Annotated in this window: 10 protein-coding genes; 6 read left to right on the top strand and 4 right to left on the bottom strand. The window is 67.8% G+C overall.

Annotated elements, in window-relative coordinates; translation table 11 throughout:
• From EJ105_RS24445 to EJ105_RS24420, 6 genes are all read left to right on the top strand, one after another.
• Positions 1-873 carry a fumarate hydratase gene (locus EJ105_RS24445; RefSeq protein WP_250168377.1) on the top strand — a complete coding sequence of 291 codons (873 nt, stop codon included), beginning with the start codon at positions 1-3 and terminating at the stop codon, positions 871-873.
• A 14-nt stretch (positions 874-887) separates the two neighbouring features.
• Entirely contained in the window at positions 888-1,499 is a 612-nt protein-coding gene (locus EJ105_RS24440; protein WP_250168376.1) for a fumarate hydratase C-terminal domain-containing protein, read from the top strand.
• Positions 1,496-3,226, top strand: a complete 1,731-nt coding sequence (locus tag EJ105_RS24435) for an L-aspartate oxidase (protein WP_250168375.1) — start codon at positions 1,496-1,498, stop codon at positions 3,224-3,226. The genes EJ105_RS24440 and EJ105_RS24435 overlap by 4 nt, the downstream gene beginning before the upstream one ends.
• Entirely contained in the window at positions 3,223-4,905 is a 1,683-nt protein-coding gene (locus EJ105_RS24430; protein WP_250168374.1) for a thiamine pyrophosphate-binding protein, read from the top strand. Before EJ105_RS24435 ends, EJ105_RS24430 begins: the two co-directional genes overlap by 4 nt.
• Before the next feature lie 99 nt (positions 4,906-5,004).
• Positions 5,005-6,012, top strand: a complete 1,008-nt coding sequence (locus tag EJ105_RS24425) for an ABC transporter substrate-binding protein (RefSeq protein ID WP_250168373.1) — start codon at positions 5,005-5,007, stop codon at positions 6,010-6,012.
• Between the two features lie 158 nt (positions 6,013-6,170).
• Positions 6,171-6,353 carry a hypothetical protein gene (locus tag EJ105_RS24420; RefSeq protein WP_250168372.1) on the top strand — a complete coding sequence of 61 codons (183 nt, stop codon included), beginning with the start codon at positions 6,171-6,173 and terminating at the stop codon, positions 6,351-6,353.
• Between the two features lie 9 nt (positions 6,354-6,362).
• Here the strand turns inward: EJ105_RS24420 and pta are convergent, their stop codons facing one another.
• The 4 genes from pta to EJ105_RS24400 form a co-directional block, all read right to left on the bottom strand.
• Entirely contained in the window at positions 6,363-7,442 is a 1,080-nt protein-coding gene (gene pta / locus EJ105_RS24415; RefSeq protein ID WP_250168371.1) for a phosphate acetyltransferase, read from the bottom strand.
• Positions 7,443-7,519: 77 nt separating this feature from the next.
• A complete protein-coding gene (gene xsc / locus EJ105_RS24410; protein ID WP_250168370.1) occupies positions 7,520-9,295 on the bottom strand; it encodes a sulfoacetaldehyde acetyltransferase in 1,776 nt (591 codons plus the stop codon).
• 88 nt (positions 9,296-9,383) lie between these two features.
• On the bottom strand, positions 9,384-10,724 hold the full coding sequence (locus EJ105_RS24405; RefSeq protein WP_250168369.1) for an MFS transporter: 1,341 nt from the start codon (positions 10,722-10,724) through the stop codon (positions 9,384-9,386).
• Entirely contained in the window at positions 10,688-12,394 is a 1,707-nt protein-coding gene (locus EJ105_RS24400; RefSeq protein WP_250168368.1) for a GMC family oxidoreductase, read from the bottom strand. The genes EJ105_RS24405 and EJ105_RS24400 overlap by 37 nt, the downstream gene beginning before the upstream one ends.
• Between the last annotated feature and the right edge of the window lie 169 nt (positions 12,395-12,563).

Here is a 12,563-nt window from a genome sequence, read left to right as displayed (position 1 = left end):
ATGGACCTCAACCTCGACGAAGTCGAAAAGATCTGCGCCGACCTCTATCTGCGCGCGCTCCAGTTGCTGCCGCCGGACATCAAGGCCGGCTTCTCGGACCTCCAGCGTACGGAGACGGACGCCACCGGCCAGGCCATCCTTGGCACCATGGTGGAGAACATCAAGGTCGCCGAGCGCACCCGCAACATCCTGTGCCAGGACACGGGCATTCCCATCTACAACATCACCATCGGCCGCAACGTGGCCTTCGACGGGGCCGGGCTTAAGGCGGCGGTGCGCCGCGGCGCGGCGCGCTCGACCAAGGAAAACTCCCTGCGCTCGTCGGTGGTGCATCCCATCACCCGCAAGAACGACCAGACTTCCTGCGGCATCCGCGTGCCGGTGATCCATATCGATTTCGACGACCGGGAGGAGACCGTCTCCATCGAGATGATCCCCAAGGGCTCGGGCTCGGAAAACGGCTCGTTCCTCAAGATGCTGCTGCCCTCGGACGGCATCACCGCCGTGAAGCGCTTTGTGGTGGACCGGGTGATCGAGCTGGGCGGCCGGGTGTGCCCGCCCACCATCGTCGGCGTCGGCATCGGCGGCACCTCGGACCTGTGCATGCACCTCGCGAAGATCGCCGCCACGCGGCCCCTGCGCACAGTGTGCGAGGATGCCGAAGGCGCGAAGATCGAGGCCGAGCTGTCCCGCGCGGTGAACGAGCTGGGCATCGGGCCGCAGGGCCTCGGCGGGCGGTCCACGGCCTTCGCCGTCCATGTGGAAGTCGCCGCCACCCACATCACCCAGAACCCGGTGGCGGTGAACATCCAGTGCCATTCCGCCCGCCGCGCGCGGGCCACCTTCACCCCCGGCGGCATCGCCTTCAGCTGATCCGGAGCGCCCCGATGGCCCACCATGTCCTTGAAATGCCGGTTGATGCCGATCAGGTCCGTGCCCTGAAGGTCGGTGATACGGTGACGCTCCAGCGCACCCTGTTCGGCATCCGCGACGCCACGCAGATTCACATGTTCGACCGCGGCCGCACCACGCGGCTCGACCTGAACGGCCATGCGGTGATCCACACCGCGCCCAACGTGCACCGGGTGGAGAAATCCCCCGCCGCGCCCGCCGGCTACACGCCCTTCTGCATCGGCACCACCACCTCCATGCGCATGGAGCGCTTCACCCGCCCGCTCATGGAGCGGGAAGGGGTGCGCCTCATCGTCGGAAAGGGCGGCATGGGTCCGGCGACGCTGGAGGCCTTCCGCGATCTGGGCGGCGCCTATCTCGCCATCGTCGGCGGCGCGGCAGCGCTGGAGACCACGTGGATCGAGGAGATCGAGGACGTGGACATGGACGATCTCCACCCCGAGAGCCTCTGGAAATTCCGCATCCGTGATTTCGGGCCACTGCTGGTGGGCATGGACGCCCATGGCGGCTCCCTGTTCGACCGGGTGCAGGCGGATGTCGCGGCCCGCCGCGACGCGGTGCTGGCCGGCATCGGAGCGTCCGAATGACCCCCGCCGTCGCGGTCCGGGAGACGGACGTCCTCATCCTCGGCTCGGGCGGAGCCGGCCTGTTCGCTGCGCTTCACACCAAGAAGGCGGCGCCCGACCTCGACGTGACGGTGGCGGTGAAGGGCCTCATTGGCAAATGCGGCTGCACGCGCATGGTGCAGGGCGGCTACAACGTGGCCCTCGCGCCCGGCGACAGCGTCGAGCGCCATTTCATGGACACGGTGGAAGGCGGCAAGTGGCTCAACGACCAGGATCTTGCCTGGACGCTGGTGACCGAGGCGCAGGTGCGCATCCGCGAGCTGGAGACTGAACTCGGCTGCTTCTTTGATCGCAATCCGGATGGCAGCGTCCACCAGAAGGCCTTCGCCGGCCAGACCTTCGACCGCACGGTGCACAAGGGCGACCTCACCGGCATCGAGATCATCAACCGCCTCATGGAACAGGTGTGGCGGCGTGACGTGAACCGCATGGAGGACCATCGCGCCCTCGACCTCATCCCCGCCGCGGACGGCTCCGGCCTCGCCGGGGTGCTCATGCTGGACATGCGCACCGGCGTTCCGGTGCTGGTGAAGGCGCGCGCGGTGCTGCTCGCCACCGGCGGCGGGCCGACCATGTACAAGTACCACACCCCCTCCGGCGACAAATCCTGCGACGGGCTCGCCATGGCCCTGCGCGCCGGCCTCGCGCTGCGCGACATGGAGATGGTGCAGTTCCACCCCACCGGCCTCCTCGCCGGCCCCGGCACACGCATGACGGGCACCGTGCTGGAGGAGGGGCTGCGCGGCGCCGGCGGCTGGCTCACCGACCGCACCGGCGCGCGGTTCATGCACCTCTATGACCCGCGCGGCGAGCGGGCCACCCGCGACATCGTCAGCCGCTCCATCATGCGCCGCATCCGCGACGGCTATGCCACCGCCCATGGCGGCGTGCACATCGAGATGGGGCATCTCGGCCCCGACCATGTGCGCAAGACCTTCAAGGGCATGGTGGAACGCTGCGCCGATTGCGGCTTCGATCTGGCCGGCGGTCGGGTTGAGGTGATCCCCACCGCGCATTACATGATGGGCGGCGTGGTGTTCGGCGGCAATTGCGGCACCGCCATGCCCCGTCTCTATGCGGCCGGGGAGGATACGGGCGGCGTGCACGGCGCCAATCGCCTTGGCGGCAACGGTGTCGCCAATTCCACCGTGTTCGGCGGCATCGCCGGTGATGCCATGGCGCGGGAGGTGGAGCGCGGGCGTACCCTGGCCGATCCTGACCCGGCGGCCATGGAACAGGCGCTGGAGCGCGCCTTTTCTCCGCTGGGCCGCGACGCGCGGGACCTGCCCGCCATCCGCGAGGCGCTCTACGAGGCGATGTGGGACGACGTGGGCATCCTGCGCACGGCGCAGGGGCTGAAGCGCGCCCAGGAGACGCTGGGTGCCCTCGGCGATGCCGTCTCCCGCGCCGGCGCGCCGGACAGCGACCGCCGCTACAACCTCACCTGGATGGACCGGCTGAACCTCGAGAATCTGGTGCTCGTCAGCCAGGCCATCACCGCCGCGGCGCTCGCCCGCGAGGACAGCCGGGGCGCCCATTTCCGCGAGGACTTTCCCGAGACCTCGGACCTTGATACCTCGCGCTACACGCTGGTGCGGCAGGAGGCAGGCCGCCTCGACATTTCCACGGCCGCGGTGGCCTTCACCCGCGTCGCGCCCGGCCAGAGCCTGCTGAAGGACGTCGCATGAGCCCCGCACCCGCCCACACCGCCGCCGCCCCTCTCCCCAACGCGAGGCAGGACCTCGCCCCGCGTGGTGCGGACCTCGTTGTCCGCGCGCTCCAGGCGCATGGGGTGAAGCGCATTTTTTCTTTGTCCGGCAACCACATCATGCCCGTCTATGATGCGCTGCTGGAGACCGACATCGCCCTTGTCCACGTGCGCCAGGAAGCGGCGGCCGTGCATATGGCGGATGCCCATGCGCGCCTGACCGGTGAGATCGGCGTGGCGCTCGTCACCGGCGGGCAGGGCCTGTCCAATGGCGCGGCCGCCTTGTTCACGGCGCTGGGGGCGGAATCTCCGGTGCTTCTGCTGTCCGGCCAGGCCGGCATCGGCGAACTGGGCCGTGGCGCCTTTCAGGAGATGGATCAGGCGGCCGTCGCGCGGCCCATGGCCAAGGCCTCGTGGATGGTGGAGAGCGCCGAAGCGCTCGGCACCGACATCGCGCGGGCCATCCGCATTGCGCGGGAGGGGCGGCCCGGCCCCGTCCATCTCGCGCTGCCGGTGGATTTGCTGGAGCAGCGGCTGGCCACATCGGAGCCGGCCGTGACGATTGAGCCGCCGACTGCGCCGGACGCGCAGGTCATCGCAGGGCGCCTCGCGGCGCTGCTTGAGAGCGCGGACCGGCCGCTCATCCTGTGCGGCCCCGCCTTGTGCACGCCGCATGGACGGGGCGCCATGGCGCGGCTGGAAGCCGCCACGGGCGTTCCGGTGATCGGCATGGAGAGCCCGCGCGGGGTGAACGATCCCGGCCTCGGCGCTTTTGCCGAGTTGCTGGCCGAGGCAGACCTCGTGGTGCTGCTCGGCAAGGCGCTGGATTTCACCCTCAAGTTCGGCGCGCCGCCCGCGGTGGCGGCGTCCTGCCGCTTTGCGGTGGTGGACGCGGACCCGGACCTTCTGGCGCGTGCCACCAGGGCGAAAGGTCCGCTCCTTGTGGAGCGCGTGGAAGGGGAGGCCGGCAGCGTGCTCGCCGCCCTCGCCGCATCTCCGCCGGCCGCTTCGGCGCCCCGTGCATCCTGGCTCGCGCGGGCGCGCGAGGCGCTGGCCTTCCTGCCGGCAGCCTGGGCGAATATGCGGGCTGCCTCGGGTCGTATCCATCCGGTGGAGCTGTGCGTCGCGGTGCGCGATTTCCTCGCCCGGCATCCCGACGGGACGCTGGTGTGCGACGGCGGCGAGATCGGCCAGTGGCCGCAAGCCATCGTCAAGGCGCAGAACCGCATCATCAACGGCGTGTCCGGCACCATCGGCGCCTCCATTCCCTTCGCCATCGCGGCCCGGCTCGCCCGGCCGGAGGCGCCGGTGGTGGCGGTGATGGGGGACGGCACCTTCGGCTTCCACATGGCGGAATTCGACACGGCCCTGCGCGTTGGGGCGCCCTTCATCGCGGTCATCGGAAACGACGCCCGCTGGAACGCCGAGCACCAGATCCAGCTGCGTACTTATGGCGCCGGGAGGACCCGCTACTGCGACCTGCTGCCCACCCGCTATGACGAGGTGGTGCGGGCGCTGGGCGGATATGGTGCCCTTGTCACCGATGCCGCCGACCTGCCGGATGCCCTCGCCGAGGCCCATGCGAGCGGGCTTCCCGCAGCGATCAATGTGATGATCGAGGGCGTCCCCGCTCCGGTGATCCGTCGCGGCCGAACTTGAAGCCGCCCAAAACCCCATTCGAACATCAGACCCGATCCGGGCATCAGACCCGGCGACGCCCTTAAGACGGGCGAGGAAACGCAGACAGAGGGCTCAAGGATGATCGCATTCAAACGGAAGCTGGCGGGCGCGCTCGTGCTGCTCGCCGCAATGACGTCAGCCGCGGTGGCGGAAGTGGACAACGTGACCATCGCCCGCCAGCCGAGCCTCGGCCATCTGCCGCTGATGATCATGGAAGACCGCGGCCTGCTGGAAAAGGAGGCGGCGGCGCGTGGCGTGCCGAACCTGAAAACCCGCTACATCAAGCTCGCCGGTGGCGCGGCGATGAATGATGCCCTGCTGTCCGGCGCCATCCAGTTCGCCGCCGGCGGCGTGCCGCCTCTGGTGCTGCTGTGGGCCAAGACCAAGGATAGCGCGAATCCGATCAAGGCGGCGGCGGCCATGAATTCCATGCCGCTGCTGCTCAATACGTCCAATCCCAATGTGCGCTCGCTGAAGGACTTCACCGCGAAGGACAAGATTGCCCTGCCGGCGGTGAAGGTGTCGGTGCAGGCCATGTTCCTGCAGATGGCCGCGGAGAAGGAGCTGGGCCCGGACCACCGCAACGATCTCGACAAATTGACCGTCACGCTCTCCCATCCCGATGGCATGGCGGCGCTCTTGGCCGGCAATGAGGTGACGGCCCATTTCACTGCCGCGCCGATCCAGGAACTGGAACTCAGGAAGCCCGGCGTGCACATGGTGCTCAACACCTTCGATGTGCTGGGCCAGCCTTCCACCTTCAACGTGGTGTGGACGACGACGCGCTTCGCCAATGACAATCCGAAAATCTATGCCGCCTTCTTTGCGGCGCTCGAAGAGGCCATCGCCATCATCAATCGCGACAAGTCGGCTGCCGCACGGGACTATGTCCGCCTCGCCGCCGATGGCAGCGAAGTGGCGCTCATCGAGGGCATCCTGAACGACCCGCAGGTGACCTTCACCACCACGCCGCAGGCGATCCAGAAATATGCGGACTTCATGACCCGCACCGGCATGATCGCCGCCACGGCGCAGAGCTGGAAGGACCTCTTCCTGCCCAACGTGCACGGCAAGTCCGGAAGCTGACGGTGCGTCAAGTGGAAGGGGTGGCGCCACCTTACAGCTTGGCACCGCATGATTTTCTCCGCCATTGTGCGGCGCAGCAGAGCGCGATGTTGCGCCGCATTTGGCGAGGGATGTAGCTGGGGATATACTGGTCGCTTGAAACCACGCTCGTGACCCAGATGAACACCCAAGACGAACTGCGAAAGGTCTTCCTGCCGCTCGTGCTGGTGGCAGCGCTGTTCGCGGCCGCGGCACCGCGCGCGGCCGGGCAGCCGATCTCGCTGTCGGCCGTCTCCAAGACGCTCGCCCAGTGGGGCGAGGCCTATGCGGCCTCCGAGTCCATGCTGCAGCTGGGCAACTGATCCGTCCTTTCAGCCGGCCCGCGTCTCACCGAGGCTGGCTGCGGCGGGCCGTGAGTTCTGCCAGACGCCCTCAATCTTTCCAGACATCGCGACCGGGAGCGTGCGTCCGGCCTGGGCGCAGGTGAGCGCGATCATGTGGAACACGTCGTCCTGCGAGCAGCCGCGCGAGAGATCGTTGGCGGGTTTCGCCAGCCCCTGAAGCACCGGGCCGATGGCCTTCGCCCCGCCGATGCGCTGGGCGATCTTGTAGCCGATATTGGCGGCATCAAGATTGGGGAAGACGAACACGTTCGCATCCCCCCGGATCTTCGATCCCGGCGCCGTCTTGGCCGCCCCGACCGTGGCGACGAAGGCGGCGTCGAACTGCAATTCCCCCTCGATCACCAGATCCGGCTCCGCCTGCCGTACGAGGCGCACCGCCTCCACCACCTTGTCCACCCGCTGGTGGCGCGCGCTGCCGTTGGTGGAGAAGGAGAGCATGGCCACGCGGGGCGCCTCGCCGGTCATGGCGGTATATGAATGGGCGGCGGCACGGGCGATGTCCGCGAGTTCCGCCGCGTCGGGATCGATGACGAGGCCGCAGTCGGAGAACACATAGGCCCCCTTCTGCTCGTGATAGTCCTCGCACAGGATCATCAGGAAGAAGCTGGAGACGATCTTCGCTCCCGGCGCGAGGCCAATGATCTGGAGCGCGGCGCGCACCGTCTCGGCGGTGGTGGCCACCGCGCCGCCGACCGTGCCGTCGGCATCCCCCTGCCGTACCATCATGGCGGCGAAGGCGAGCGGCTCGCGCATGCGCCGACGGGCGGCAGCGAGGTCCATGCCCCTGGCGTGGCGCAGGAGGTGCAGCGCCTCCGCATAGGCCTGGAAACGCGGCGATGTGGCGGGATCCTCGATGGCGATGCCCCGCACATCACCATCGAGGGCCGCCATCACCTCCTCGCGGGCACCGAGGAGGATCGGCCGGGCGATCCCTTCCCGCGCGGCGCGGCGCGCGCCGGCAGCAATGCGCGGGTCGCTCCCCTCGGGCAGGACGATGCTGCGGGGGGCGGCACGCGCGGCGTCGATGATCCGGTCGAGGGCGAGCATGGCCTTCCTCTCGGGGGACTGGGGCAGAAAATGCCAGGCGGGGCGTGCTGATAAGCTGAACCCCGCCCGGATCTCGGTCAGCGGGCGATCTGCTCGCGCATGTCGGCGCGGGCGATGCCGGCCACCGGCACCGGCTTCTTCATGGCATCCCGGCGGAAGGGTTCGCCGAGCTCCTGGTTCAGCACCACCTCGATGAAGGTGGTGATGCCCTTCTTCTGCTCCTCGGCGGCGGTGTGGATGGCCTCCCTGAGGCTCTCCGGCGTGTCCACGCGCACCCCCTTGAAGCCGCAGCCCTCGGCGATCTTCGCGTAGGAGAGCTTGGGGTCGAGCTCGGTGCCGACGAAGTTGTTGTCGTACCAGAGCGTCGTGTTGCGCTTCTCGGCGCCCCACTGGAAATTGCGGAACACCACCATGGTCACCGGCGGCCATTCCTCGCGGCCGATGGAGGTCATCTCGTTGATGGAGATGCCGAAGGCGCCGTCGCCGGCAAAGCCGAACACCGGCACGTCCGGGCAGCCGATCTTCGCGCCGATGATGGCCGGGAAGGCGTAGCCGCACGGACCGAACATGCCCGGCGCGAGATATTTCCGCCCGATCTCGAAGCTCGGATAGGCATTGCCGATGGCGCAGTTGTTGCCGATGTCCGTGGACATGATGACGTCCTTCGGCAGCGCCGACTGGATCGCCCGCCACGCCTGACGGGGCGACATGCGGCCCTTGTCGCGGGCGCGGGCGTCCTCGTTCCAGCGGGTGCCGGGATCGTCGTCCTCATGGTCCATGGAGGCGAGCTGCTGGAGCCAGCGCGAGCGGGTCTGGTGGATCAGCGCGCGGCGCTCCGCCCGTCCGGCATCGCCGGCGCCGGGGGCGAGCTGGCCGAGCAGCTGGCCCGCCACTTCCTTGGCGTCGCCGCAGATGCCCACGGTGATCTTCTTGGTGAGGCCGATGCGGTCCGGGTTGATGTCCACCTGGATGATCTTCGCCTGCTTCGGCCAGTAGTCGATGCCGTAGCCGGGCAAAGTGGAGAAGGGGTTGAGCCGGGTGCCGAGCGCCAGCACCACGTCGGCCTGCGCGATCAGCTCCATGGCGGCCTTGGAGCCGTTGTAGCCGAGCGGGCCGACGGCGAGGGGATGGCTGCCGGGGGCGGCGTCGTTGTGCTGGTAGCCGGAGCAGACGGGCGCATCGAGCCGCTCGGCCAGCGCCATGGCCTCGCCGATGGCGTTGCCGATGACGACGCCCGCGCCGTTGAGGATCACCGGGAACTTCGCCTCGGACAGGATCTGCGCCGCTTCGGCGATGGCGTTGCGGCCGCCGGCGGGACGCTCGAGGCGCACGATCTGCGGCAGCTCGATGTCGATCACCTGGGTCCAGAAATCACGGGGCACATTGATCTGCGCCGGGGCGCAGGCGCGCCAAGCCTTCTCGATCACGCGGTTGAGCACCTCGGCCACGCGGGAGGGGTCGCGCACCTCCTCCTGGTAGCACACCATGTCCTGGAACATGGCCATCTGGGAGACTTCCTGGAACCCGCCCTGCCCGATGGTCTTGTTGGCCGCCTGCGGCGTCACCAGCAGCATGGGGGTGTGGTTCCAGTAGGCGGTCTTCATGGCGGTGACGAAGCCCGTCACGCCCGGCCCGTTCTGGGCGATGGCCATGGCCATGCGGCCGGTGGCGCGGGTGTAGCCGTCGCAGATCAGGCCCGCATTGGTCTCGTGGGCGCAATCCCAGAAGCGGATGCCGGCCTTGGGGAAGAGGTCGGAGACCGGCATCATGGCCGAGCCGATGATGCCGAAGGCCTCGTTGATGCCGTGCGCCTGCAGGACTTTGATGAACGCCTCTTCGGTGGTCATCTTCATGACGAAAAAATCCTCTTGGAACCTTGGAGATCTTGCAATTCGGGGGAGGGAGGCGGCGGCCGCGCGCCGCCTCCAGATCGGAAACCCGTCAGCGCGCTGGCTGGCGTACCGTTTCGGTCGAGGCGCGCGTGGCCTTCGATAACTGGGTGCCGGGGGCCGGCACCCGGATCGCCAGCGCCGAGAGCATGGAGACCAGCGCCGCGAACACCACGTAGGCGCACACCTGCCAGGGCTGTCCGTCGCCGCGGGCGAGCAGATAGGTGGCGATGATGGGGGTGATGCCGCTCGCGACGATGCCGGAGAACTGGTAGACGAACGAGATGCCGGTGTAGCGCACCCGGGCGTCGAACAGGTCCGAGAACAGCGCGGCTTCAGGCCCGTAGCACATGGCGTAGAGCACGCCGAACGGGAACACGATGCCGAGGGCGATCAGCGGCAGGGAGCCGGTGGAAAACAGCCAGAAGGCCGGATATGCCACCAGCGCCAGCAGCGCCGAGCCGATCGCATAGGTGCGCGGGCGGCCCCACTTGTCGGACAGCTTGCCGAACATGGGGATGGTGAACACCATCACGAACGCCGCGAGCGTCACCAGCCAGAGCGCGGTCGTGCGCGGTACCTTCACGTAGTTCGCGAGATAGACGATGGAGAACACCGCGAAGACGTTGAAGAACACGCCGTCGATATAGCGCACGCCCATGCCCAGCAACACGTTGCGCGGATACTCCCGCAGCATGGTGATGAACGGGATGGCCTCCGCCTTGTTGGCCGCTTTCAGCTGCTCGAATTCTGGCGTCTCCTGCACCTTCAGCCGGATGTACATGCCGACGATGATGAGCACGATGGAACCGATGAAGCCCACGCGCCAGCCCCAGGCCATGAACTGCTCGTCCGGCAGCATGGAGACGATGGCGGTGACACCCGAGGCGAGGCACAGGCCGAGCGCAAGGCCGATCTGCGGGATGGAGGCGAAGAAGCCGCGCTTGTCCTCCGGCGCGTATTCATACGCCATCAACACCGCGCCGCCCCACTCGCCGCCGATGCCGATGCCCTGGGCGATGCGCAGGAGCAGCAGCAGGATGGGCGCGGCGACGCCGATCTGCGCATAGGTGGGCAGGAGGCCGATGGCCACCGTCGCCACGCCCATGATCATCAGCGTGATGATGAGCATGCTCTTGCGGCCCAGCTTGTCGCCGAAATGGCCGAAGATGAGCCCGCCCACCGGCCGCGCCACGAAGCCCACCGCGAAGGTGGTGTAGGCGAGCAGGATGGAGACGACCGGGTCGTCGCCCGGAAAGAACAGCTTGTTGAAGACGATGCCGGCGACGATGCCGTACAGGAAGAAGTCATACCACTCGATGGTCGCGCCGATGACGCTGGCGCCGACCACGCGCCTCAGCTCGCGACTTGAAGCTCCTGCTTGCCCAGCCATTGTTGTGTCCTCCCGTCATTGATTTGATTTGGGGCGTTGTCTCGCCCATTCCTGTTGTTCATCACGTCCTCGCGGATCATGTCGGCGGCTTTTTCTCCGATCATGATCGCGGGAATATTGGTGTTGCCGGACACGAGGCTCGGCATCACGGAGCAATCCACCACCCACAGGCCATCGACGCCACGGACCCTTAGGCGCGGGTCCACCACTGCGTCGCGGTCGGCGTCGGGGCCCATCCGGCAGGTGCCGGCGGGGTGGAAGATGGTGGCGCCATATTCGCGGGCGAAGGCGAGCAGGCCCTCGTCGTCGGTGACGCCCGGGCCGGGCATCTTCTCTTCCGCCACATAGCTCTTCAGCGGCTCGGTGGCGGCGAGCTTGCGGGCGAACTTCATGGCGGCGATGGCGCAGCGGCGGTCGGTGTCGGTGGCCAGATAATTGGCGGTGATTTTCGGCGGCTGGAGCGGATCGCCAGAGCCGAGCCGCACCCAGCCCGTGCTCTCCGGCCTGAGCTGGCACACCGAGAGGGTGAAGCCGGAATAGTCATGCACCTTGCCGCCGGCCATGTCCGCCGAGAGGGTGCCGATGTGGAACTGGATGTCCGGGGTTTTCGATTCCGGCAGCACCCGCGTGAACAGGCCGCCCTGGTTGATGCCGATGGCCAGCGGGCCGCCGCGGAACAGGAGATATTCCAGCCCCATCCTGAGGCGACCGAACAGGGAGTTCAGCGCATCGTTGGTGGTGATGGGCTTGGTGCAGCGGTAGAGCAGGCGCAGCTGGAGGTGATCCTGCAGGTTGCCGCCCACGCCGGGGCTGTCCACATGTACGCCTATGCCGTTGGACTTCAGGTGTTCCGCCGGCCCGATGCCCGAGAGCATGAGCAGGTGCGGCGATTGCACCGCGCCCGCCGACAGCACCACCCCCCGCCGCGCCCGGATGACCTTTACCCGCCCGCCTACGCTCACCTCCACGCCCACGGCGCGGCCGTTCTCGAACAGCACCCGGCGGGCCTGCGTCTCGGTGAGGATGGAGAGATTGGCGCGGCCCTTGGCAGGGGCAAGATAGGCCTTTGCCGCGCTCATGCGGAAGCCGCTGCGGGTGGTCAGCTGGTAATAGCCGACGCCTTCCTGCCGGGCGCCGTTGAAATCCGCCGTCTCCGGCACGCCGAGCTTGCGTCCGGTCTCCTTGATGACCTCGATCAGCTCGTGCTTGCGCGGGATGGAGCTGATGCGCACAGGGCCATCGGTGCCGTGGAGCGGATCCCCGGCGAAGGCAGGGTTGTCCTCCAGCTTGCGGAAGTAGGGCAGGACGTCCTCGAAGCCCCAGCCGGTGGCGCCGCGCGCCGCCCAGCCGTCGTAGTCCTCCTGCTGGCCGCGGATGACGATGAGGCCGTTGATGGAGGAGCACCCGCCGAGCACGCGGCCGCGCGGCCAGTAGATGCGCCGGTCGCCCATGGTGGGTTCCGGCTCGGTGTGGAAGCGCCAGTTGAGGCGATCATTCCACATGGTCTTCCCGTAGCCGATGGGCACGTGAATCCAGGGGTTCGTGTCCTTCGGTCCGGCTTCCAGCAGGGCGACGCGGCTCTTGCCGTCTTCGCTCAGCCGATTGGCCAGAACACACCCCGACGACCCGGCGCCGATGACGACGAAGTCGAAGTTTTCCTCGCCTTGCATTGGCAGTTTCCTCTCTGCGAAACGGACGATGCGACGAAGGGATGAGATGAGTCAATGCATTTTTTGAACTGAAACGTCTCATTTAATGAGATTTATGTTGTGCAGTGCGAGGGGCGCTGTGTGCACCTGCGTTCCGTTTGACACCCCGCCGCCAGCCGCTAAGGCTGCA

The organism is Xanthobacter aminoxidans (assembly GCF_023571765.1).
GTDB classification, from domain to species: Bacteria; Pseudomonadota; Alphaproteobacteria; order Rhizobiales; family Xanthobacteraceae; genus Xanthobacter; species Xanthobacter aminoxidans.
The sequence above is the reverse complement of the archived record's forward strand: the minus strand, read 5'-3'. Positions and strand labels throughout refer to the sequence as shown.

Bases quoted from the DNA above. Each gene is read 5' to 3' on its own strand.
- EJ105_RS24440 (WP_250168376.1), top strand. From the start codon at position 888: ATGGCCCACCATGTCCTTGAAATGCCGGTTGATGCCGATCAGGTCCGT.
- EJ105_RS24430 (WP_250168374.1), top strand. From the start codon at position 3,223: ATGAGCCCCGCACCCGCCCACACCGCCGCCGCCCCTCTCCCCAACGCG.
- EJ105_RS24445 (WP_250168377.1), top strand. From the start codon at position 1: ATGGACCTCAACCTCGACGAAGTCGAAAAGATCTGCGCCGACCTCTAT.
- pta (WP_250168371.1), bottom strand. From the start codon at position 7,442: ATGCTCGCCCTCGACCGGATCATCGACGCCGCGCGTGCCGCCCCCCGC.
- EJ105_RS24400 (WP_250168368.1), bottom strand. From the start codon at position 12,394: ATGCAAGGCGAGGAAAACTTCGACTTCGTCGTCATCGGCGCCGGGTCG.
- xsc (WP_250168370.1), bottom strand. From the start codon at position 9,295: ATGAAGATGACCACCGAAGAGGCGTTCATCAAAGTCCTGCAGGCGCAC.
- EJ105_RS24435 (WP_250168375.1), top strand. From the start codon at position 1,496: ATGACCCCCGCCGTCGCGGTCCGGGAGACGGACGTCCTCATCCTCGGC.
- EJ105_RS24420 (WP_250168372.1), top strand. From the start codon at position 6,171: ATGAACACCCAAGACGAACTGCGAAAGGTCTTCCTGCCGCTCGTGCTG.
- EJ105_RS24425 (WP_250168373.1), top strand. From the start codon at position 5,005: ATGATCGCATTCAAACGGAAGCTGGCGGGCGCGCTCGTGCTGCTCGCC.
- EJ105_RS24405 (WP_250168369.1), bottom strand. From the start codon at position 10,724: ATGGCTGGGCAAGCAGGAGCTTCAAGTCGCGAGCTGAGGCGCGTGGTC.